At 75.2% G+C, this 22,551-nt stretch carries 19 protein-coding genes; 12 read left to right on the top strand and 7 right to left on the bottom strand.

The window, feature by feature from the left end; translation table 11 throughout:
- Nucleotides 1-37: 37 nt before the first annotated feature.
- Together ACIQCH_RS14160 and ACIQCH_RS14155 are read left to right on the top strand one after the other, a co-directional pair.
- A complete protein-coding gene (locus tag ACIQCH_RS14160) occupies nt 38-886 on the top strand; it encodes a patatin-like phospholipase family protein (protein ID WP_402580947.1) in 849 nt (282 codons plus the stop codon).
- Nucleotides 887-984: 98 nt separating this feature from the next.
- Complete coding sequence (locus ACIQCH_RS14155; protein ID WP_402581000.1) at nt 985-1,821, top strand: spermidine synthase; 837 nt, start codon at nt 985-987, stop codon at nt 1,819-1,821.
- Here ACIQCH_RS14155 and ACIQCH_RS14150 read toward each other — a convergent pair.
- The gene (locus ACIQCH_RS14150) at nt 1,783-3,231 is read right to left on the bottom strand and encodes an MFS transporter (protein WP_402580946.1); all 1,449 of its coding nucleotides are present in this window, start codon (nt 3,229-3,231) and stop codon (nt 1,783-1,785) included. The genes ACIQCH_RS14155 and ACIQCH_RS14150 overlap by 39 nt on opposite strands.
- Nucleotides 3,228-4,526, bottom strand: coding sequence for a hypothetical protein (locus ACIQCH_RS14145; RefSeq protein ID WP_402580945.1), 1,299 nt, complete (start codon nt 4,524-4,526; stop codon nt 3,228-3,230). Before ACIQCH_RS14145 ends, ACIQCH_RS14150 begins: the two co-directional genes overlap by 4 nt.
- A 96-nt stretch (nt 4,527-4,622) precedes the next feature.
- Here ACIQCH_RS14145 and ACIQCH_RS14140 point away from each other — a divergent pair, with 96 nt between their 5' ends.
- From ACIQCH_RS14140 to ACIQCH_RS14120, 5 genes are all read left to right on the top strand, one after another.
- Nucleotides 4,623-5,075: a DUF4442 domain-containing protein gene (locus ACIQCH_RS14140; RefSeq protein WP_402580944.1), complete on the top strand. Its 453-nt coding sequence runs from the start codon at nt 4,623-4,625 to the stop codon at nt 5,073-5,075.
- Between the two features lie 846 nt (nt 5,076-5,921).
- Nucleotides 5,922-8,465: a beta-glucosidase gene (locus ACIQCH_RS14135; RefSeq protein ID WP_402580943.1), complete on the top strand. Its 2,544-nt coding sequence runs from the start codon at nt 5,922-5,924 to the stop codon at nt 8,463-8,465.
- Between the two features lie 100 nt (nt 8,466-8,565).
- Nucleotides 8,566-9,237, top strand: coding sequence for a DedA family protein (locus ACIQCH_RS14130; RefSeq protein ID WP_402580942.1), 672 nt, complete (start codon nt 8,566-8,568; stop codon nt 9,235-9,237).
- A gap of 120 nt (nt 9,238-9,357) precedes the next feature.
- Nucleotides 9,358-9,888, top strand: coding sequence for a gamma carbonic anhydrase family protein (locus tag ACIQCH_RS14125; protein WP_402580941.1), 531 nt, complete (start codon nt 9,358-9,360; stop codon nt 9,886-9,888).
- Between the two features lie 114 nt (nt 9,889-10,002).
- Nucleotides 10,003-10,755 carry an acyltransferase gene (locus ACIQCH_RS14120; RefSeq protein WP_402580940.1) on the top strand — a complete coding sequence of 251 codons (753 nt, stop codon included), beginning with the start codon at nt 10,003-10,005 and terminating at the stop codon, nt 10,753-10,755.
- A gap of 175 nt (nt 10,756-10,930) precedes the next feature.
- On the opposite strand, the gene ACIQCH_RS14115 is transcribed toward ACIQCH_RS14120, so the two are convergent.
- Nucleotides 10,931-11,365, bottom strand: a complete 435-nt coding sequence (locus ACIQCH_RS14115; RefSeq protein WP_402580939.1) for a hypothetical protein — start codon at nt 11,363-11,365, stop codon at nt 10,931-10,933.
- 492 nt (nt 11,366-11,857) lie between these two features.
- The gene (locus ACIQCH_RS14110; protein WP_402580938.1) at nt 11,858-12,724 is read right to left on the bottom strand and encodes an EamA family transporter; all 867 of its coding nucleotides are present in this window, start codon (nt 12,722-12,724) and stop codon (nt 11,858-11,860) included.
- Between the two features lie 137 nt (nt 12,725-12,861).
- Here ACIQCH_RS14110 and ACIQCH_RS14105 point away from each other — a divergent pair, with 137 nt between their 5' ends.
- Nucleotides 12,862-13,464: a helix-turn-helix domain-containing protein gene (locus tag ACIQCH_RS14105; protein ID WP_402580937.1), complete on the top strand. Its 603-nt coding sequence runs from the start codon at nt 12,862-12,864 to the stop codon at nt 13,462-13,464.
- Nucleotides 13,465-13,485: 21 nt separating this feature from the next.
- Here ACIQCH_RS14105 and ACIQCH_RS14100 read toward each other — a convergent pair whose 3' ends face one another.
- The gene (locus ACIQCH_RS14100; RefSeq protein ID WP_402580936.1) at nt 13,486-13,893 is read right to left on the bottom strand and encodes a CoA-binding protein; all 408 of its coding nucleotides are present in this window, start codon (nt 13,891-13,893) and stop codon (nt 13,486-13,488) included.
- Nucleotides 13,894-14,033: 140 nt separating this feature from the next.
- Here ACIQCH_RS14100 and ACIQCH_RS14095 point away from each other — a divergent pair, with 140 nt between their 5' ends.
- Both ACIQCH_RS14095 and ACIQCH_RS14090 read left to right on the top strand, forming a co-directional pair.
- Nucleotides 14,034-14,663 (top strand): YigZ family protein, encoded by a 630-nt coding sequence (locus tag ACIQCH_RS14095; RefSeq protein WP_402580935.1) that lies wholly within the window; start codon nt 14,034-14,036, stop codon nt 14,661-14,663.
- 160 nt (nt 14,664-14,823) lie between these two features.
- The gene (locus tag ACIQCH_RS14090) at nt 14,824-15,750 is read left to right on the top strand and encodes a hypothetical protein (protein WP_402580934.1); all 927 of its coding nucleotides are present in this window, start codon (nt 14,824-14,826) and stop codon (nt 15,748-15,750) included.
- Between the two features lie 49 nt (nt 15,751-15,799).
- Here the strand turns inward: ACIQCH_RS14090 and ACIQCH_RS14085 are convergent, their stop codons facing one another.
- Together ACIQCH_RS14085 and ACIQCH_RS14080 are read right to left on the bottom strand one after the other, a co-directional pair.
- On the bottom strand, nt 15,800-17,053 hold the full coding sequence (locus tag ACIQCH_RS14085) for a vanadium-dependent haloperoxidase (protein ID WP_402580933.1): 1,254 nt from the start codon (nt 17,051-17,053) through the stop codon (nt 15,800-15,802).
- A 102-nt stretch (nt 17,054-17,155) separates the two neighbouring features.
- The gene (locus ACIQCH_RS14080) at nt 17,156-18,175 is read right to left on the bottom strand and encodes an enoyl-CoA hydratase/isomerase family protein (protein ID WP_402580932.1); all 1,020 of its coding nucleotides are present in this window, start codon (nt 18,173-18,175) and stop codon (nt 17,156-17,158) included.
- Between the two features lie 125 nt (nt 18,176-18,300).
- Between ACIQCH_RS14080 and ACIQCH_RS14075 the strand changes: the two genes are divergently transcribed.
- Both ACIQCH_RS14075 and ACIQCH_RS14070 read left to right on the top strand, forming a co-directional pair.
- A complete protein-coding gene (locus ACIQCH_RS14075) occupies nt 18,301-19,467 on the top strand; it encodes an exonuclease SbcCD subunit D (RefSeq protein WP_402580931.1) in 1,167 nt (388 codons plus the stop codon).
- 61 nt (nt 19,468-19,528) lie between these two features.
- Nucleotides 19,529-22,546 (top strand): AAA family ATPase, encoded by a 3,018-nt coding sequence (locus tag ACIQCH_RS14070; protein WP_402580930.1) that lies wholly within the window; start codon nt 19,529-19,531, stop codon nt 22,544-22,546.
- Nucleotides 22,547-22,551: the final 5 nt, after the last annotated feature.

Below are 22,551 nucleotides of genomic sequence, written 5' to 3'. Positions count from 1 at the left end.
GCCGGGACGGCGGCGGACGGGACGGACGGGGGCCGGGATGGGCGGGACGGCACTGGTGCTGGGCGGCGGCGGGCTCACCGGGGTCGGCTGGGAGGCGGGCATCCTGCACGGGCTCGCCGCGGCGGGCACCGACCTCTCCACCGCCGACCTGGTCGTCGGCACCTCGGCGGGCTCGGTGGTCGGCGCGCAGCTCGCCTCCGGCCTGCTGACCCCGGCCGAGCTGTACGAGCGTCAGCTGGGCGACCCGTCGGGGGAGATCCCGGCGCGGATGGGCCCGGGCCTGCTGGCCCGCTACGCGGTCGCCGTGCTGCGCTCCAGGACCCCCGAGGCGTACGGCGCGACCATCGGCGCCATGGCGCTGGAGGCGGGCACCGCCGACGAGGCCGAGCGACTCGCCGTGATCGGCGACCGGCTGGTCTCCCACGAGTGGCCCGAGCGCCGGCTGCTCGTGACGGCCGTGGACGCGCTCACCGGGGAGTTCCGCGCCTTCGACCGGGAGAGCGGCGCCGGTCTGGTCGCCGCCGTCGGCGCGAGCTGCGCCGTGCCGGGCGTGTGGCCCCCGGTGACCGCCCTGGGCCGCCGCTGGATCGACGGCGGCACCCGCTCGGGCACCAACGCGGACCTCGCCGCCGGCTACCGGCGCGTGGTGATCCTGGCCCCGATCGCCGCGGGCGGCGGGGTGCTGACGTCCGCACGGACGCACGCCGAGCAGCTGCGGGCCCAGGGCTCGCGGGTACTGCTGATCACGCCCTCGCGCGAGGCGAAGCGGGCCTTCGGGCGCAACGTCCTCGACCCCGCCCACCGAGCCCCCGCCGCCCGGGCCGGCCTGGCCCAGGCCGCCGAGCACGCCGCCGAGGCCGCCGTGCTGTGGACGGATCGGGCGTGACGGACTTCCAGGGGCAGGGCCTCGGCACCGCGGTGCCGCGCTCCGTGCTGGACCGGGGCCCGTACCGGCGCGCCGCCGCGACCGGCGACAATGGCCGGGTGGACGAACCGGTACCCGTCATGCGCGAAGTGGACAGCGGCACGGCCAAGCTCATGCCCGACGTGGACCGCGAGCGGGCCTGGCTGCTCACCCTCGACGGCGCTCCGCAGTCGTACGTGGACCTCGACGACCCCCGGCACGTCGAGTTCGAGTACGCCCGCCGGCTGGCCCACGTGATCGACTGGGCGGCGCCCGAGGGCACCGCGCTGGACCTCGTCCACCTCGGCGGTGGGGCGCTGACCCTGCCCCGGTACGCGGCGGCCACCCGCCCCGGCTCCCGCCAGGACGTCGTCGAGTACGACCGGGCGCTGATCGAACTGGTCCAGGAGCGGCTGCCGTTCAGCGGGGCCACCGTCCACGTCCAGGACGCCCGCGCCTGGATCGAGGCGGCCCCCGGCAGCAGCGCCGACGTGATCGTGGCGGACGTCTTCGGCGGCTCCCGCGTGCCCGCGCAGCTCACGTCCGTCGAGTACGCCCGCCAGGTCGCCCGCGTGCTGCGCCCCACCGGGATCTACGCGGCCAACCTCGCCGACGGGGCGCCCTTCGGTTTCCTGCGCTCGCAACTGGCGAACTTCACCGCCGCCTTCCCGTACGTCGCGCTGATCGCGGAGCCCGCGGTGCTGCGCGGCCGCCGCTTCGGCAACGCCGTCCTGCTGGCCGCCCACACGGAGCGCGACCTCGCGCCGGTGGCCCGGTGGTGCGCGGCCGACGCGTTCCCCGCCCGGGTCGAGCAGGGCGCGGCGGTCACCCGGTTCATCGCGGGCGCCCGGCCGGTGGACGACGCGGCGGCCGCCCCGTCACCCCAGCCGCCGGACGGGGCCTTCGGCATCGGCTGACGCGCCGCCCGGCGGGGTGCTCGGCGGGGCGCTCGGTGTGGTGCCCGGCAGGGCGCTCGGCGCGGTGCCCGGCGCGCGGCTCGTCGTGGCGCCTCCGCCGGACCCGTCCGCGGTCCAGCCTTCGGCCGATCCGGCGACGTCCTCGGTAGCCGTTTGGCCCCCGCCCGCCACCGGCGCCGGAACGGTGCGCCGCGTCATGCGCCGTACGTCCGGCACCGCCAGCACCGCGGCCGTGACGGTCACCACGAGCGCGGCGCACCCCCACAGCGCCGAGGTCCGGCCGACCAGGGACTCCACCGGCCCGGCCACCGCGGTGGCCAGCGGCAGCATCGACAGCGAGCCGAACCAGTCGTACGCGGACACCCGGGAGAACTTCTCCTCCGGTATCTCCTGGTGCATCGTCGTCATCCACGAGACGCCGAACACCTCGATCGCCGTACCGCTGACGAACATCACCGCGCACAGCACGCCCACCGGCGCCGGCACCGCCAGCGCGGCCGAGGGCAACGCCAGCGGGAACACGCACACCGTGGCGACCAGCAGCAGCCGCCGCGGCTTCCAACGGGTCATCAGCAGCGCCCCGGCGATGGTCCCGGCGCCGAAGGTGCCCAGCGCCAGCCCCCAGGGTCCCGCCCCGCCGAGGTGGTCCCGGGCGACCAGCGGCCCGTACACCGACTCGGCCGCGCCGACGACGGCGACCACGACGGAGAACTGGAGCACGATGCTCCACAGCCACGGCCGGGACACGAACTCCTGCCAGCCCTCGCGCAGATCGGCCAGCATGCCGCCGCCGGCCGCCCGCTCGGGTGCGTGGCTGACGTCGAGGAACGCGCGCAGCGCGCCCGCCACCGCGAAGGCCGCCGCGTCGACCGCCAGGACCCAGCCGGGGCCGACCGCGGCGATCAGCGCGCCGCCCAGGGCGGCCCCGCCGATGCCGGCGCCGTTCATCGCCATCCGGAAGAGCGCGAAGGCCCGACCCGCCTGCTCCCCGGAGACGCTGGAGAGCAGCATGCCCTCGGCGGCGGGGTTGAAGAAGGCCTGGCCGGTGCCGCCGAGCGCGGAGAGCAGCATCATCTGCCACAGCCGCGGCTCGCCGGCGAGCACGAGCAGCGCGAAGGCGCCCTGCGAGAGGAAGTTGAGGGCGTTGGCCGCGACCATCACGTGGTGCCGGGGCATCCGGTCGGCCAGTGCCCCGCCGATCAGCAGGAAGAGGACCAGCGGGAGCGTGCGGGCGGCGGCCACCAGGCCCACGTCACCGCCCGAGCCCCCGGACTGGAGCACGGCGAAGGCCGCCGCGATCAGGGCGCCGTGGGAGCCCAGGTTCGTCACGACCGCGGCGGCCGTCAGCAGGGTGTAGTTGCGGCCCGCCCAGGAGGGGCGGGCCGCGGTGAAGCGACCTGCGGAACTCATCCGGTGGTGAGCCGGACGCTGCTCAGGATCTTCTTGATGACGGTGCCGGACAGCTCGTCCTTGACGTGGTCGGGTCCGTAGAGGACCCAGGTCGAGAAGTCGCCCTTGGCGTTGCGGAAGCTGAAGGCGATGGACTTGCCGTCGGTGGAGCACTTGTGCTCCTTCTTCAGCTTGCTCGCCTTGGCCGTGGCGTAGTGGCCCGTCAGACCCGACTTGGTGGTGAACGGCTTGGCCTTGGCGACCTTCACGGTGCCCTTCGGCGCCTTCTGCGCGTACGCCGCCCACACCCAGCTGCCGGCCTCGTTGTAGGCCGCGGTGGCGGTGTCCTTGGCGCCCTGGGCGCCCTTGGTGCCGGTGCCGGCCAGGGAGTAGTCCTCCGTGTCACCGTCCTTGTCGCTGTCGACCTCGCACCACTTCTCCTTGTAGAAGGCGGGTGCGGAGAAGCTGATGACGGGCAGGCCGTCGTTCTTCTTCTCGTCGGCGAAGCCGGAGTAGGTGTCGGGCTTGGCGACCCGCCACTCCGGCGGCACGTCGAAGGCCGTGCCGTACTTCGGGTTGACGACCACCTTCCAGCCCGGGATGACCGGCTTGACCTCGCCGCCGGCGCGCGGGTTCGCGGTGGGCGAGGCGGGGGAGCTGGCCGACGGCGTGGCACTCGGCTTGCCGTCCGCCTCGTTCTTGTCCTTGTCCTTGTCCTGGGTGAGGACGTAGGCGCCCATCACGGCGCCGGCCACGACCACCACGGCCGTGGCGATGATCGCCACCATCGTGGTCTTGCGGCGGCCGGAGGGGACGCTGGCGCCCTGGTCGTAGCCCGGCTGCGCGTACTGCCAGCCCTCGACCGTCTGCGGCTGCGGCGCGCCCTGGGCGTACGGGTTCGCCGGGTCGAAGCCGGGCGGCTGGGCGTACGGGTTGGTCGGGTCCGGCTGCTGCGGGTAGCCGTAACCGCCGGCCTGCGCGGGCGGCTGCTGGGGCGGGAAGCCGTATCCGCCGGCCTGCGCGGGCGGTTGGTCCTGCGGGAAGCCGTAACCGCCGCCCTGGGGCGGGGTGGGGGGCTGGTCCTGCGGGAAGCCGTAACCGCCGCCCTGGGGCGGGGCCGGCGGCTGCTGCGGGTAGCCGTAACCGCCCGGCCGGGCGGGCTGCTGATAGGGGTTCGGGGTTTGGTCCGACCCGGGCTGGGCGGGCTGCTGGTACGGGTTCGGGTTCCCGTCCTGCGGGTTCTGGGTCCCGCCCTGGTTCTGGTTCCCGTCCTGCGGGTTCTGCTCGCCCCCGGGCGGCTGCTGTCCTGGCCACATGGCTCGTAACCATAGAGGGGCCCGGTGACAGGGGCTACGGCCGCCCCCGGACCAGGTCTGGCCAACGCTGCCTACTCGTGGGTAACATCCACGCCCATGAGCGCAGATCAGATGAACGTAGGCGAACTGCTCGCGGCCACCGTGCCGATGGTCAAGACGCTGAACCTGGAGTTCCTGGAGACCACGCCGGAGCGCGCCGTGCTGCGCCTGCCGGACCAGCCGGAGTACCACAACCACATCGCCGGCCCGCACGCGGGCGCCATGTTCACGCTGGCCGAGTCCGCCAGTGGTGCGATCGTCATCGCCGCGTTCGGCGACCAGCTCTCGCGCGCCGTGCCGCTCGCCGTGCGCGCCGAGATCGGCTACAAGAAGGTCGCCAAGGGCGTCGTCACCGCCACCGCCACCCTGGGCCGGCCGGCCGCCGAGGTCGTCGCCGAGCTGGACGCGGGCGGCCGTCCCGAGTTCCCGGTGAAGATCGAGATCCGGCGCGAGGACGAGGCCGTGTCGGGCGAGATGACCGTGATCTGGACGCTGCGGCCCAACTCCTGATCCTGCGGTGCAGGTCTGCCACGAGCCCCCGCCGTCGGGGCGCCCCCGCCGTCCGGGGCGTCCCGGGGTGGGGGCTCGTGGTGTGTGTGGGGGCGTCGGGGGCGGGGCAAGGGCGGGTGCGGGTGTGGGTGGGTGCGTGTGGGTGCGGGTGTGGGTGGGTGCGGGTGTGGGGGCGTGACGGGTGCCGCCGTTCGTAGGGGCATCCGGTGTCGGGGTGGGCTCGCTTCGTGGGCCGCCCCGCGGTGTGTGGGTCCCCGCGGCGCTTGAGCCGGTATGGCCTGCAGGCCCTGCGGCAGGCCCACCCCGGAGGCTTTGGGCCTTCGGCCTGGCCTTCGGCCACCTCCGGCCCGGGCCTGCCTCCGGACCAGCCTGCCATACCGGTTCAAGCGCCTGCCCCACACACCACGGGGCGGCGCGGGGGTGGAGATGCTGCCGTCGGTTCGGTTCGGTTCGTTCGTTCCCATTTCGCTTCGGTTCGGCCGTGCCCCATTTCGATTCTGTTCGGTTCCGTTTTGTTTGGTTCGGCCCTGCCCGGTTCGGCCCTGCCTGGCTCGGCCCTGCCCGGTTCGGCCCTGCCCGGCTCGGCACTGCCCTGCGCTGCCCGGCCTGGCTCGGCCCTGCCCGGCGTGCGGGATCTGGTGGGCGCCCGCGCGGGGGGCGCGCGTGCCCGTCAGTCGGGTTAATCCCGGAGCCCGACCGTGCGTTGCCCGGGGCGCCGACCGTGTCGGCCGCCGGCCGGGGAGCACAGTGGCCCGCGCGGGGAGTTCCGGCGCGGGGCTGCCCGCACTTCCGTGCCGTACCGCCGCGTGGTGGCGCGGTGGCAGGCAGCGCGAGGAGTGAACGCCGATGGCCGAGGCCGTGTCCCGCCGTACCGCGATGCGCCTGCTCGGCGCCGCCGGCGTCGTGACGGGGGCCGCCGCCTGCGGGGCGCCCCTCCCGGACCCCGGCCCCGGCACCCGCGCGGCACCCGCCGAGGAGGCCGGCCGCGCCGCCCGTCCCGCTGCAGGACCGGCCGGGCCCGGCAGCGAGGCCCGGGTCGCGGCGCTGCTCGAGAAGCTCACCCTCGACGAGAAGATCGGCCTCCTGCACGGCGCCCGCGACCCCGCGCCGCTGGGGCAGGCCGGGTACGTGCCCGGCGTCCCCCGCCTCGGCATCCCGGACCTGCGGCTCGCCGACGGCCCGGCCGGGGTCCGGGTCACCGCGCGGGCCACCGCCCTGCCCGCCCCCGTGCTGCTCGCCTCCGCCTTCGATCCCGGCCTCGCCCGCGAGTACGGCCGGGTGATCGGCCGCGAGGGCCGCGCCCTCGGCCAGGACGTGCTGCTCTCGCCGATGGTCAACCTCATCCGCACCCCGTACGCCGGCCGGAACTTCGAGACCTTCTCCGAGGACCCCAAACTCACCGCCGACCTGGTCGCCGAGGTGGTCCGCGGCATCCAGGACGAGGGCCTGGTCGCCACCGTCAAGCACTACGCCCTCAACAACCAGGAGCAGGGCCGCACCTCCGTCGACGTCGTCGCCTCCGAGCAGACCCTGCACGAGACCGAGCTGCGCGGCTTCGAGTCCGCGGTCGCCGCCGGCTGCGGCTCCGTCATGGGCGCCTACAACAAGGTCAACGGGACCTGGGCGTGCGAGAACAGGCAGCTGCTCGAGGAGCAGCTGCGCACCCGCTGGGGCTTCACCGGCTGGGTGGTGTCCGACTGGGACGCCACCCACAGCACGGCCGCCGTCACCGCCGGACTCGACATGGAGATGCCCGGCGGCACGCACTTCGGCGCCGGCCTCAAGAAGGCCGTCACCGACGGCACCGTCCCCGTGACCGCCCTCGACCGCTCGGTCCGCAGGATCCTGACCACCCTCGACCGGTTCGGGCTGCTCGACGGCACGCCGCCGGCCCGGCCCGTCCGCGATGCGGCGGCCGGCGCCCGGACGGCCCGCAAGGTGGCGGTCGCCGGCGCCGTCCTGCTGCGCAACGTACGCGGCACCCTGCCGCTCGCCGGGCCGGCGGCCCGCGGCCTCGCCGTCATCGGCCCGACCGGCGGCGTGCCCTTCGTCAGCGGCGGCGGCAGCGCCCACGTCGTGCCCGACCGGGCCGACGGCCCGCTGACCGCCCTCCGGGCCCGGGCGGCCCGGGCCGTGAAGGACGCGAAGGTCACGTACGCCCTCGGCGAGGACCTGTACGGCAGGCCGCTGCCGGCCGCCGCGCTCAGCCCCGCTCCCGCGCTCGACGACCGGCGCGTGGCGGCCGGCCGCACCTGGACGTACGAGGGCGTCCTCGGCCTCCCCGCCGCCGACGAGTGGACCCTGCTCGTCCACTACACCGGGCGCCGGCCGGCCGTCACCCTCGACGGGAAGGAGGTCTTCCCCGCCCGGGCCGGCGTCGCAGACCATTTCGCCGGCGGCCTGCTCGGCACCGCCCCCGACGGACTCACCGTCCGCCGCAGCACCCTGCGCCTGACCAAGGGCACCCACCGGCTCACCGTCACCGCCCAGGGCGGCGCAGCGGGCCAGCGCTTCCGGCTCCGGCACACCAGCGGCGCCACCCGCGCCGCCGACCTCGACGCGGCCGTGCGGACGGCCCGGGCGGCGCACAGCGTCGTGCTCTTCGCGTACGAGGACGCCACCGAGGGCCGCGACCGCACCACCCTCGCCCTGCCCGGCGGCCAGCAGCGCCTGATCGAGGCCGTCACCGCGGCCAACCCCCGCACCACCGTGGTGCTCAACACCTCGTCCAGCACCACCATGCCGTGGCTCGCCGCCACCGGAGCGGTGCTCCAGATGTACTACCCCGGCCAGGAGGGGGCCGCCGCCACCGCCGCCGTGCTCTTCGGGGACGAGGACCCCGGCGGCCGCCTCACCCAGACCTTCCCCACCGCCGACGGCGTCCACCCGGTCGCCGGCGACCCCGTGCGCTACCCGGGCGTCGGCGGCCGGCAGGAGTACACCGAGGGCATCCACGTCGGCCACCGCTGGTACGACGCCCAGCGCGTGGCCCCGCTGTTCCCGTTCGGGCACGGGCTGTCGTACACGACCTTCCGCTACGAGGACCTGCGGCTGCTGCCCGGGCCGGGCGGGCTGCGCGTGGAGTTCACCGTCCGCAACACCGGGAAGCGGCGCGGCACCGAGGTGGCCCAGGTGTACGTGGGACCCTCCCCGGACCTCCACCTCGACCAGGCCGTACGCGTGCTGGCCGGCTACCACCGGCTCACGCTCGCACCCGGGCGGGCCCGGCGCGTGGCCGTCACCGTCGAACCGCGCACCCTCTCGTCCTGGGACCCCGCCCGGCACGCCTGGGTGCTGGGCACCGGCTCCCGCACCGTGTACGTGGGGCGCTCCTCGCGGGAGCTGCCGCTGCGGGCCAGGGCCGTCGTCCGGGAGGCGCCGGACCGCTGACGGCCGGCGCCGGGCGCCCGGGGTTCGAACAGGTAGGCTGCCGGAGGTGCCGCAGGGGCGCGCACCGGGGCCGCGCCCCAGCGAAGCGGAGGACCTACCGGTGCACATCCAGGAATGGCTCGAGACCGTACCGGCGGTCAGCATCTACGTCCTGGTCGGACTCGTGATCGGCCTGGAGTCGCTGGGCATCCCGCTGCCGGGCGAGATCATCCTGGTCAGCTCGGCGCTGCTCGCCTCCCAGAACCACCAGATCGACCCGCTCGTGCTCGGCGCCTGCGCCAGCGCCGGGGCGATCATCGGCGACTCGATCGGCTACGCCATCGGCCGCAAGGGCGGCCGTCCGCTGCTCGCGCGGCTGGGGCGCCGCTTCCCGAAGCACTTCGGCGAGCAGAACGTGGCCGCCGCCGAGCGGTCGTTCCAGAAGTGGGGCATGTGGGCCGTGTTCTTCGGCCGCTTCGTCGCCCTGCTGCGGATCTTCGCCGGCCCGCTGGCGGGCGTCCTGCAGATGCCCTACTGGAAGTTCCTGACCGCCAACGTGCTCGGCGGCATCGTCTGGGCCGGTGGCACCACCGCGGTGATCTACTACGTCGGCGTGGTCGCCGAGGCGTGGCTCAAGCGCTTCTCGTGGCTCGGCCTGGTGCTGGCGGTGCTCGTCGGCCTGACGTCGATGCTGGTCATCAAGCAGCGGGCGAAGAAGGCCGCCGCGGAGGCGGAGGCGGAGGCCGGAGCGACGCCCGGCACCGTCGAGCCCGCGGCCGCGCCCGCCGAGTAGCCGTCCCGCGACCGGCGGTCCCGGCCGCCGCCGCCCCGGCCGACGACGCCGCGCCCCCATCGCCTACCGTGCAGGTGGGCGCGCAGCGAGAAACCGATGCGGTACGGCAAGGAGAAGGCGATGGCGCAGCAGGCACTGGTCCACGGAGTCGGGGGCAAGGAGCCCCAGGTCCACCCGGAGGCGTTCACCGCCCCCACGTCCGTCGTGATCGGCGACGTCACCCTCGCGGCCGGCGCCAGCGTCTGGTACCACGGCGTGCTGCGCGCCGACTGCGGCCCGATCGTCATCGGCGCCGACAGCAACATCCAGGACAACTGCACCGTGCACGTCGACCCCGGCTTCCCGGTGACCGTGGGCGAGCGGGTCTCCGTCGGCCACAACGCGATCCTGCACGGCTGCACGGTCGAGGACGACGTCCTCATCGGCATGGGCTCCACGGTCCTCAACGGCGCGCACATCGGAGCCGGTTCGCTGGTGGCCGCCCAGGCGCTGGTCCCGCAGGGCATGGTCGTCCCGCCCGGTTCGCTGGTCGCGGGTGTGCCCGCGAAGGTGCGGCGGCAGCTGACGGACGAGGAGCGCGAGGGCATCAAGCTCAACGCGCTGATGTACCAGGAGCTGGTGAAGGGGCACCGCGAGGCGCTCGGCGGCTGACCCCCACCCACCGCCCGCGGGCGCGCCTGCCGGCCGGGTGACGGCACGCCGGTGGGGTGAAGATCACAGGCCGCCGGCCCGGACGCCCGGGCCGGCGGCCATTACCGTGTCGGGGTGCCGAAGAACAGAAACACGTTCTCATCCTGGCGGCAGCGGGCCGCCAACCGCGCCGTCCACGCGGCCTGGCGCTGGATGCAGCAGGCCGGGGCCGTCACCGCGCAGACCCCCGGACGGCTGCGCTTCGGCGCGATCGGGACCGGTACGCGGCTGGCGTTCCCGCAGGGCACGATCTTCGGCGAGCGGTGGATCCGGATGGGGGACTACTGCATCATCGGCGAGCAGGTCACGCTGACCGCCGGGATGATGCCGGACCTCGACCTCGGCAGCGAGCCGCTGCTCGTCCTCGGCAACGGCGTGGTCCTCGGCCGCGGCAGCCACGTCATCGCCGACACCCACATCCGGATAGCCGACGACGTCTTCTGCGGCCCCGGTGTCTACATCACGTCCACGAACCACAGCTACGACGACCCGCACGAGCCCGTCGGCCGGCAGTGGCCGCGCAGCGAGCCGGTCGAGATCGGCCCCGGCTGCTGGCTCGGCACCGGCGCGGTGATCCTCCCGGGCGCGAAGCTGGGCCGCAACGTCGTGGTGGCCGCGGGCGCCGTCGTCAGGGGAGAGGTGCCGGACCACGCGGTGGTGGCGGGCGCGCCCGCGAAGGTCGTACGCCGCTGGCAGCCGGAGACGGGCTGGCAGCCCCCGCTGCGCACGCCCGCGCCGGTGCCGATCCCCGACGGCGTCACCCCCGGCCAGCTGCGGGCCCTCGCCGACGCGGAACGCGCCGGGCTGCTGGACGCGCTGGAGGGCTGACGGCCCCCGGCCGTCCCCACCGGTCGGGCCCGCCGCCGGCCCACGAGTTTCCTCAAGGACGGCGACGCGTCGGCCTGTCTGTCGCGGCAGCACACCGGAACCGCCGGCAAGGACGGGGTGCGAGCGTGACCGGGCTCTGCTGGAGTGCGGCGGATCATGCAGCGCGCCAACGAGCTCAAAATGCGTTGGTTGTTTCCTCTGTGAAGTGCACGGCAATCGATTGATTGCCGCCGATGAACGTAAGGACCCGCTCGCGCGCCGGTAGGCCGACCGTGGGTGCTGTCAGATTTGTCAGCTCTCTGAACACCTCACCGAAAGTGTCGTCGGTATCGATGGACTGCAAAGTCCCACCGTAGCGTATGGTTCTCGAAATAAAAGGAGGATCGAGCGAGGTTCCGATCGTGAAGCTTTCCTCCATCTGGAATTCCGAAACCAATTCGGAGACTCTTACAGGCTCCCCCTTGCGAACGGTGATGCCGCCACTCGGGAACTCCAAGATGTCCCGCTGGGCAGAATCGGACACCCCGAAAAGGTTGCCCGTGATGGTCATTACGGGAACCGCGGACGTAAAGTTGCCGACGATTTCAACAACCTGCAGCTTGATCGTCATGGGCATAGCGCGCTGTCCCTGTCTTGGTGGCAGAAAGCATGGCGATTATGAGTATGGGACCACCGGTGATAGCTCGCAAGCAGGGGCAGGCCATTCGCTCTGAACCCGGTCAGGTGCGGATTCTGGCGCCCGCACGTTCGCCGTGTTGTGATCGCGCTCCCCCATGACGCCGCGCGCTGATCCGACCGGAATTCAAATACTGCTCCACCATGCCGGCCATATCGGATCGGGACCCGTCCCAGCAGGGCTTGGTCAGGTTGGTATCGCCGTGGGTATGTCGCGGTGACAGGCGTGGCAGGCGCCGGTCCAGAGCCTTGTGGATCTCGCGTGCAGCGGGCCGGATCCGCAGCGCCTCGAACCGCGAGTAGGCCGGCCGGGGCGGGCGCCCGCGGCCGCTGCGGGGCGGGGTGTGCGGCCCCCGGTGTCACACACCAGGCAACGACACGGCCCTCAACCGGACGCGCCACCAACGAATGAACCTGACCAAGCCCCCTAGCCTGTGGCCAGGAGCACCGTGCCGGCGAGTGCCAGGCCCGCGCCCGCCGCCTGCACGGCCCTGAGCCGTTCCTTGAGGACCCCGCGTGCGGCCAGCGCCGTCACCACGGGGTAGAGCGAGGCCAGCACCGCGGCCACCGTCACCGGACCGTGCTGGGCGGCCAGCGCGTAGGTGCCGTTCGCCGCGACGTCGGCCAGGCCGACGAAGGCGAGGGCGGGCAGCGCCGCCCACAGCACGGAGGGGCCGGACCCGGCGGGCAGCACCGGCTGCCCGCGGCGGGCGGAGAGCCACAGGGCCGTGCCGCCGGCCGCGACGTTGGTCACCCGCTGCACGAACAGGGCGAGGAACAGCCCGGTCACCGTCGTCGACGCGTGCGAGATCAGCGCCATCACGGCGCCGAAGCCGAAGGCCGCCAGCAGCGTCAGCAGCACGGCCCTGCGCTGCACCGGCGCGCCGCGCAGCTCCGGGCCGCCGGCGAGCACGATGCCGGCCACGGCGACCACGACGCCCGCGATCTGACCGACCCCGGGTCGCTCGCCGACGGCGAGGCCGATGCCCACCGGCACCACCACGCCCAACGAGCCCAGTGGTGAGACCACGCCCATCGGCCCCAGTGCCAGGGCCTGGTAGAAGGCGATCATGGCGACCGGGCCGACCAGGCCGGCGGCCACGGCGAACCACAGCTGCGGCCCGGCCTCCCGCCACGCCCCCGTCGCGACGACCACCGTGCCGAGCACCGCCACCGCGATGACCTGGGAGGCGACGACCACGGTGAGCGCCGGCAGCCGCCGGGTGAGCAGCCCGCCCCCGAAGTCGGCGAAGCCCCAGAGCACGGCTGTGGCCAGGGCGAGCAGGGTGGTCATGGCGGGCCTCGCAGTACAGTGCAGTGAACACGGTGGTGCAGTGCACGATAGTGCACTCAGTTGGACTGTGTCATCCAAAATATTGGACTGTGCGGGGCCTCGTGGCCACGCACGGCACGGGGAGGACGAGCGGAACGGTGTCGGACCTCGAACAGCTCACACAGGCGCTGGCCCGCAACCTCAAGCGGTGGCGCACCGAGCGCAACTTCACCCTGGACGCCCTCGCGGCCCGGTCCGGAGTGAGCCGGGGCATGATCATCCAGATCGAGCAGGCCCGTACGAACCCCAGCGTCGGCACCACGGTCAAGCTCGCCGACGCCCTCGGCGTCAGCATCACCACCCTCCTCGACCACGACCGCGGACCTGAGGTCCAGGTGGTAATGCCCGGTCAGGGGGTGCGCATGTGGTCCACCGAGGGCGGCAGCGCGTCCACCATGCTCGTCGGCGACGACCGGCGCGGCCCGCTGGAGATGTGGTCCTACGACCTCGCCCCCGGCGAGGGCACGGACTCCGACCCGCACCTCGCCGGCACCGTCGAGATGATCCACGTGACCGAGGGCGAGCTGACGCTGGTCGTGGGCGACCGGGAGTACGCCCTGCCCGCCGGGTCCGCCGCGACCTTCGAGGCGGACCTCGGCCACGGCTACCACAACCGCGGCGCGGAACCGGTGCGCATGACCCTCGCGGTCTCCATCCCGCCCGTCAGCCGCCACCGGCCGGCGGACGCCCCGGCCGGCTGACCCGCGGACGGGGCCGGCGGCTCAGCCCAGGACCGGGATCTCGATGGCGGGGCAGCGGTCCATGACCATCTCCAGCCCGGCCTCCCGGGTGCGTCGGTACGCTGCCTCGTCGATCACGTCCAGCTGGAACCAGACGGCGTCGGCCCCGATCTTGACCGCCTGGTCGGCCACGTCCCCGGCCAGGCCGCTGTTCACGAACACGTCGACCACGTCGACCTCGAACGGGATCGCCTCCAGCGACGGGTAGCCCTGCTCGCCGTGCACGGTCTCCGCCTTCGGGTGCACCGGCACGACGCGCTTGCCGTACCGCTGCAGCACGCGGGCGACGCCGTACGCGGCCCGGTCCTGGTTGGAGGACAGGCCCACCACGGCCCAGGTGTCGCCCAGCTCGGTGAGGATCTTGCGGATGGTGGCCGGATCGCCGTACACGTGCGGTCTCCCGTCGTCCGTCTGTCGTCGTCTGCCCCGGGTCCGTCCGGTGGGCGTCCGGGGGTGCCGTCTCGCGGCTGTCGTCTACCCAACCCCGCCGCCCGCCCGACGCATTCCCCCAGGCCGATTAGGGTGGGTGGGTGAAGGCAGACCAGTACGTGACGGTGGCCCGCGAGGGCGTGCACGAGATCGAGATCAACCGCTCCCGCTTCATCTGCGCGCTCGCGCCGGCCGCGACCGAGGAGGAGGCGCAGGAGTTCGTCGCGCGGATCCGCCGCGAGCACCCGACCGCCACGCACAACTGCTTCGCGTACGTCATCGGCGCCGACGCCGCCGTCCAGAAGGCCAGCGACGACGGCGAGCCGGGCGGCACGGCCGGGGTGCCGATGCTCCAGATGCTGATGCGCCGCGAGGTGCGGTACGCGGTGGCCGTCGTCACCCGCTACTACGGCGGGGTCAAGCTCGGCGCGGGCGGCCTGATCCGCGCGTACGGGGGAGCCGTCGGCGAGGCCCTGGACGCGCTGGGCACCCTCACGCGGCGGCGCTACCGGCTGGCCACCGTGACCGTCGACCACCAGCGGGCCGGCAAGACCCAGAACGACCTGCGCGCCACCGGCCGGGCCGTGCTCGACGTCCGCTACGGGGACGCCGTGGACATCGAGATCGGCCTGCCGGAGGCCGACGTCGAGGCCTTCCGCGCCTGGCTCGCCGACACCACGGCCGGGTCGGCCGGCTTCGAGCTCGGCGGCGAGGCGTACGGCGACGCGTGAGGTGCGGCGGCGCGTGAGCTGAGGCGGGTGGGCGTCCGGGAGGCGCCGGCGCCTTCCGGACGCCCACCGCCCAGTCCCGGCCATGCCGTCCCCCGACCGGCCGTGGCCGCCTACGCTGCGGCGGACCGGACACATGACCGGACTCCAGGGGGGAATCCGCATGGCACGCAGCAGGATCGGGCACTTACTCCTCCGCGCCGTCGCCACGGCCGGACTGCTGGTGGGGCTCGCGGCCGGGGGAGCCGCGGCCGACGACGACGTGCCGGAGCTGCCCACGCTCCAGCAGCCCGTGGTGGAGGGCACGTTCGGCTTCACGGGCGAGGCGGGCGACGAGGTCACCCAGGGGCTCTCGGAGAACTGGGACGGAGCCGAGGACCAGAGCTTCATCGTCCAGCGGAGCAGTCACAGCAACATGCTCCTCGTGGAGGCCAAGGCCCCGGACGGTACGTGGTGGGGCGTCGACCTCGGCGCGCCGGGCGGCCGGAAGCTCACCGCCGGGACCTACACCGACGTCGCGCAGTTCCCCTTCCACGGGGACCGGCCCGGACTCGACTTCAGCGGTGCGGGGCGCTGGTGTTCCCAGGGTGCTCTGACCGGCAGCTTCACCGTCACCGCCGTCGACTGGACCGAGGAAGGCTGGCTCAACTCCGTCGACGCCCGCTTCGAGCAGCGCTGCAAGGGCAGCACGGGCGCGTCCCGCGGGTACTTCCACATCCGCTCCACCCCGGCCCCGCCGGTCCTGAAGCTCTCCGTCTCGGGCGCCCGGACCGGCGGCGTCACGCCCGGGGGGAGGGCCGTGCTGCACGGCACGGTGCGCTGCACCAAGACGTCGTCCGTCAACGTGGCCGCCCACCTGGAGCAGCAGCAGGGCGCGGCGACGGTGACCGGGTGGCTGGTGGAGAGCGTCGACTGCACGGCCGGCAGGTCGGTGCCGTGGGAGGGGGAGGTGCGCCCGTACGGCGGTGCCCGCTTCCTGGACGGCTGGGCCGACGCCACCGTCGACGCCCGGGCCGACGACTGGGACTACGCGCTGGAGGTGCACGTGCAGAAGGCGCCGAGGGTCTGCCTCGGCGCCTGCGGCAGCTGACCGCGGTGCCCGGCGGGGCCGGCCGTTCCCGGTCGGCCCCGCCGGCTGCCTAGCGCGCCGAGAGCAGCCGGTCGGCGTGGCGCAGCGCGTGCCGGGCCACGGCCGTGCCGAGCCGGACGCCGGCCTCGTCGGCGGAGCGCGAGTGGATGCCCGACCAGACCCGGGCGTCGACGTTCTCACGGGTCAGCTGGCGCCAGGCGGTGTACGTCCGGATCACCCCGGGCGCCGTCGGGCTGGTGAGCCGGAACGGGGCGGTCCGGGCCCCGGTCAGCGCGGTCAGGATGGTCTCGGCCGCGCCGGCGTACGTCGCGTGACCGCTGGGGTAGTCCGGGTGGGCCGGGGTCTCGTGCAGCGGCGTCCAGGCCGGGTCGGTACCGATCGACCCGGTCCGCAGGGCCGTCACCGGGCGCCAGCGGAGGTAGGTGTACTTGCTGTCGGAGGTCGCGATCTGCGTGTCCACCAGGGCCGCGTGGAAGAGGGCGACCAGTGCGGCGCGCTCCGCGGCCGGGGCGGCCGAGCGGGTCACGGCCACCCGCAGCGGGCCGGTGAAGAGCGGCAGCGAGCCGCCGTACCAGAACGTGGCGGTCTCGGTCTGACGGGCCGTGCGCACCGCGCTGTCCTCGGCCCCGTACGCACGGACCTCCGCGAGGTCGGCCCGGTAGCGGCGGGAGCCGAGCGCGGGCGGCGGCCCGAGCCGGTACTCGGCGGGCGAGTCGAGCAGGAAGGGCTTCGCGAGCCGGTTCCCGTACTGCTGGGCCGGGGCGAAGCCGGCCGGGGTGGGCCGCCACACACCGGGTGCCGCGGGCGGCACCGGGAAGGGCGCGTTCACCGAGGCCGGGTCGAGGCCGTCGCCCTCGCGGGCGGCCAGCGCCCGGCGGGCCTGGCGGGCGCCGGCCGCGACCCCGGCCCGCTCGGCCCGCCCGTCGGGGATCCCCTTCAGGGTGGCGGCCAGGGCCGAGTCGAGCCGGGCCGCCTGTGAGGGGGCCAGCGCGCGCAGCGCGTCGTGCACGGCGGAGGCGACGGCCGCGTCCTGGAACGGGGCGCGGCCGCGGCCGGCCGGGGCCTGGCCCGCGGCGCGCGCGGCGGCGAGCCAGCTGATGGCCCAGGTACGGCTGTTGGTGATCTGTGTCGGTGCGCCGGCGGCGGCCACCGTCTCCGCCGTCACGTCGTACCAGCGGGTGACGACGGCGGCGCGGTCGTGGGACGGTCCGGGCGCGGGCGTGCCGGCCTGCGCGGGCACGGCCGTGGCGGCCAGCAGCAGGGCGGATCCGAGGCTGAGGAGCGCGGGGCGCTTGATCGGCATGTCGTGCAGCCAAGCAAGGCCGGGGCGGGCGGGCAAGGGCGGCAATCCGGTCATCACGTACTTGACATGGGTGCGTCATGCGGCTGTCACGCCCCGCGCGACTCAGAACAGGGGCCCCGCCGCCGGGGGCTCGAAGTGCCGCGCCACGTCCTCGGCCGCGACCCCCGCGAGGGTCCGGGGCGACCACCGCGGCGTGCGGTCCTTGTCGACCACCTGCGCACGGACGCCCTCGGCCAGGTCCGGGTGGGACAGGGCCGCCAGGGACACGGCCCACTCCTGCTCCAGGACCGCCTCCAGGGAGTCCAGCCGCCGGGCCCGCCGCAGCGCCTCCAGCGTGACCTTGAGGGAGTGCGGCGAATGGGCCAGCAGCACGGTCGCGGCCTCCTTCGCGGCCGGCTCCCCGCTGCCGGAGAGCCGCTCGACGACCTCCTCGACGGTGTCGGCCGCGTAGCAGTGGTCGATCCACCCGCGCTCCGCCGCCAGCGGCGCCGGCGGCGCCGGCTCGGCGAAGGCGCGTACCGCGTCCGTGCCGTCGCGCTCCACCGCCGCGAGCAGTTCCGGCAGGCGCGCGGAGGGGACGTACACGTCGGCGAAGCCGCACAGCAGCGCGTCGCCGGCGGTCATCGCGGCCGCCGTAAGGGCCAGGTGCGTGCCCAGCTCGCCCGGCGCCCGGCCCAGCAGGTACGTGCCCCCGACGTCCGGCACGAACCCGATGCCCACCTCGGGCATGGCCACCCGCGAGCGCTCGGTGACGATCCGCACGTCGCCGTGGGCAGAGAGGCCGACCCCGCCGCCCATCACGATCCCGTCCATGAGCGCCACCCACGGCTTGCCGAAGCGGGCGATCCGGGCGTTGAGGTGGTACTCGTCCCGCCAGAACCCCCGCGCCCACCCGCCGTCGCCCAGCGCCGAGGCGCGGATCGCCCGGATGTCCCCGCCCGCGCACAGCCCGCGCCCGCCCGCCCCGTCCAGGACGACCGCCCCGACCGCGGGGTCGGCCTCCCAGTCGTCGAGCGCGCGGGCGATCTCCCGGACCATCTCGTGGGTCAGGGCGTTGAGCGCCTCGGGGCGGTCGAGAGTGATTCGCCCCACTTTGCCGAGCTTCCGCAGCAGTACAGACATGCGGCCGAGGATACGAGGGACGGTCAAGGGGCGGCGGTCCGTTAGCGTGGTGTGCACAGCACGGCGGGACGAAAGCGGCAGCAGGCGGAGGCGGACGTGGGGCGGCGGAAGCCGGGGGCGGGCCAGTGAGACTTCTGCACACCTCCGACTGGCACCTGGGACGCGCCTTCCACCGCGTGAACCTGCTCGACGCGCAGGCCGCCTTCCTCGACCACCTCGTCGAGACCGTCCGCGCGCACCGGGTGGACGCCGTCCTGGTCGCCGGTGACGTGTACGACCGCGCGGTGCCCCAGCTCGCGGCCGTCGAGCTCTACGACCGGGCCCTGCACGAACTGGCCGCCCTCGGCGTCCCCACCGTCATGATCTCCGGCAACCACGACTCCGCCCGCCGCCTCGGCGTCGCCGCCGGCCTGCTCGACCGGGCCGGCATCCACCTGCGCACCGACCCCGCCGGGTGCGCCGACCCCGTCGTGCTCTCGGACGCCCACGGCGACGTCGCCTTCTACGGCGTGCCCTACCTGGAACCCGCCCTGGTCAAGGACGAGTTCGCCGCCGAGCGGGGCAGCCACGAGGCGGTGCTCGGCGCCGCCCTGGACCGCATCCGGGCCGACCTCGCCGGCCGTGCGGCGGGCACCCGCTCCGTCGTCCTCGCGCACGCCTTCGTCACCGGCGGCGCGGCCAGCGACAGCGAGCGGGACATCACGGTCGGAGGCGTGGCGGCCGTACCCGCCGAGCTCTTCGCCGGCATCGACTACGTCGCACTCGGCCACCTGCACGGCTGCCAGCGCATCACCGAGCGGGTCCGCTACTCCGGCTCCCCGCTCGCGTACTCCTTCTCCGAAGCCGACCACCGCAAGTCCACGTGGCTGGTCGACCTGGGCCCCGGCGGCGAGCTGACCGCCGAGCGTCTCGAGACCCCCGTCCCGCGCCCGCTCGCCCGGATCCGCGGCCGCCTCGACGACCTCCTGGCCGACCCGGCCCTCGCCCCGCACGAGGACGCCTGGGTGGAAGCCACCCTGACCGACCCGACGCGGCCCGCCGAGCCCATGGCCCGGATCGCCGCCCGCTTCCCCGGCACCCTCAGCCTCGTCTTCGACCCCGAGGGCGGCGGCCCCGACAGCGGCGCCTCCTACGCCCAGCGGCTCAAGGGCCGCACCGACCAGCAGATCGCCGAGGACTTCGTCGCCCACGTGCGCGGCGGCACCGCCCCCGACGAGGCCGAACGCACCGTCCTGGCCGGGGCCTTCGACGAGGTCCGCGCCGACGAGGCACTGCGGGAGGGCGCCCGATGACGGGGTCCCCGCCCGGCCCGACCCGGCTCCTCGCGCACCGGAACCCGGAGGGCGCCGTCCGATGAGGCTGCACCGCCTGACCGTCACCGCCTTCGGCCCCTTCGCCACGGCCCAGGAGGTCGACTTCGACGCCCTCTCCGGCGCCGGGATCTTCCTCCTCCACGGGCCCACCGGAGCCGGCAAGACCTCCGTCCTCGACGCCGTCTGCTACGCCCTGTACGGCTCCGTGCCCGGCGCCCGCCAGAGCCCCGGCACCACCCTGCGCAGCGACCACGCCGACCCCGGCACCGCGACCGAGGTGCGCCTCGACCTCACCGTCGGCGGCCGCCGCCTGGAGATCACCCGCCGCCCCGAACAGGAACGGCCCAAGAAGCGCGGCTCCGGCACCACCCGCGACAAGGCCCAGTCCTGGCTGCGCGAGCACACCGCCGACGGCTGGAAGGCGCTCAGCCGCTCCCACCAGGAGATCGGCGAGGAGATCGAGACCCTGCTCGGCATGAGCCGGGAGCAGTTCTGCCAGGTCGTACTGCTCCCGCAGGGCGACTTCGCGCGGTTCCTGCGCGCGGACGCCGACGCCCGCGCCAAGCTGCTCGGCCGGCTCTTCGACACCCGCCGGTTCGCGGCCGTCGAAGCCCGCCTGGCCGACCGGCGCAAGGCCGCCGAGGCGCGCGTACGGGAGGGCGACGAGCGGGTGCTGGCCACCGCGCACCGCCTGGCCCAGGCCGCCGGGGACTGCCCCGACCTGCGCGACCGGCCGCTGCCCCGGCTCGCCGCCGGCGACCCCGGGCTCGCGGCGGAGGTCCGCGCCTGGGCGGCCGTCGCCCGCGTCGGGGCCCGGGAGCGGCGCGACATCGCCGAGTACGCCCTCGCCGCCGCCGAGAGTGCCCACCACGCCGCCCGTACCGCCCTGGAGGACGCCCAGGAGCTCGACCGGCGCCAGCGCCGGCACGCCGAGGCGCTGGCCCGCCGCGAGGCCCTGGCCGCCGAGGCCCCCGCGCGCGAGCGGATCCGCGAACGCCTCGACCGGGCCGCCCGGGCCGACCGCGTCGCCCCCGCCCTCGACCTGCGCGGCGCCGCCGCCACCGCCCACCGCCAGGCCGCGCAGCGCGCCGCCGACGGCCGGGGCCGGCTGCCCGCCGGCCTGGCCGAGGCCGGCGCCGAACACCTGGCGACCGTCGAGCAGCGGCTGCGCGAGGAACTGGGCGCGCTCGGCGCCGCCACCCGCGCCGAGGCCCGCAGCACCGAGATCGGACGCGAGCTGGCCGCGCTGGAGCGCGAGGCCCGGGCCGCCGAGGAGCACCTGCACGAAGCCGCCGCCTGGCTGGAGGGCTGGGAGTCCCGCCGCGCCGGCCTCCAACGGCACGTCGACACCGCCCAGCAGGCCGCCACCCTCGCCGAGGCCGTCGCCGGGCGGCTCCAACCCGCCCGACTGCACCTGGCCGCGGCCCGCCGCCGTGACCAACTGGCCGGGCAGGCGGAGACCGCCGCCGCCGGCCTGCTCGCCGTGCGCGAGCGCGCCGGGGCCGCCCGCGAACACTGGCTGGAGCTCAAGGAGACCCGGCTGGCCGGGATCGCCGCCGAACTCGCGGCCGCCCTCACGGCGGGCGAGCCCTGCACCGTCTGCGGCTCGCCCGAGCACCCGGTCCCCGCCCGGCCGGCCCCCGGCCACGTCGACCGGGCCGCCGAGGACGCCGCCCGGGAACGCTACGAGCGGCTGGAGGACGAGCGGGCCGCCGGCGAGCGCGCCCTGGCCGCCGTACGGCAGGCCCGCGACGAGGCCGCGGCCACCGCGGGGGAGGCCGACGCCGCCGAACTCCACGCTCTGGCCGAGCGGCTGACGGCCGAGCACGCCGAGGCCCGGAACCTCGCGGGCGGCCTGCACGCGGCCGCCGAAGCACTGGCCCGGGCCGGCCGCGAGCACGACCGCCGCCAGGAGGTCCGCCGAGAGGCGGGCGCGGCGGCGGCCGCGGCCGTCTCGCGGCGCGAGGCCCTGGAGAAGGAACGGGCCTCCCTGGAAGAGGAGCTGTCCCGGGTCCGGGGGGACGCGCCCAGCGTCGCCGAGCGCGCCCGCGTCCTGGAGACCCGGGTCCGGCTCGTCGCCGAGGCCGCCGACGCCGCCCGCCGGGCCGACGCCGCCGACCAGCGCCTGAAGGAGGCCGACGACCGGCTCGCCGACGCCGCCTTCAAGGCCGGCTTCGACACCGCCGACGCGGCCGTCGCCGCCCTGCTGCCCGAATCCGAGGCCCGGGCCGGCCGGCAGCGGCTCGACGGCTGGGCCGCCGAGGAGGCCGCCCTGACCGACCGGCTCCGCGACCCCGAGACCACTGCGGCGGCCGCGCTGCCGCCGGCCCGGCCCGACCTGGCCCGGAGCGCGCTCGCGGCCGCCGCCGCCCGGCTGCGCACCGCCGGCTCCGCCACCGACGCCGCCCGCACCCGCTGCGCCGAACTCGACGCGCTCTCCCGGCAGGCCGAGACCGGCCTGCGCGCCCTGGGTCCGCTGCGCACCGAGTACGAGCGGGTCGCCCGGCTGGCCGGCCTGACCGCGGGCACCTCGGCGGACAACGAGCGCCGGATGGGCCTGGAGTCGTACGTGCTGGCCGCCCGCCTGGAACAGGTGGCGGCCGCCGCGACCGTACGGCTGCACCGCATGTCCGGCGGCCGGTACACGCTGGTGCACTCCGACGCCCGGGCGCGCCGCGGCGCCAGGTCCGGGCTGGGCCTGCACGTGGTCGACGCCTGGACGGGCAGCACCCGCGACACCGCCACGCTCTCCGGCGGCGAGACCTTCTTCGCCTCGCTGGCGCTGGCCCTGGGACTGGCCGACGTCGTCACCGACGAAGCGGGCGGCATGCGCCTGGACACCCTCTTCATCGACGAGGGTTTCGGCAGCCTCGATGACCAGGCGCTCGACGAGGTGCTGGACGTACTGGACTCGCTGCGCGAACGGGACCGCAGCGTCGGGATCGTCAGCCACGTCGCGGACCTGCGCACCCGGGTACAGGCGCAGCTGGAGGTGCTCAAGCAGCGGGGCGGCTCGGTCGTGCGGCACCGCACGGGCGGGCCCGGGGGACCGGGCTGAGCGCG

This window comes from Streptomyces sp. NPDC093225, assembly GCF_044753805.1.
GTDB lineage: Bacteria > Actinomycetota > Actinomycetes > Streptomycetales > Streptomycetaceae > Streptomyces.
Note: the sequence above shows the minus strand (reverse complement) of the source record. Positions and strands in the feature narration are given on the sequence as shown.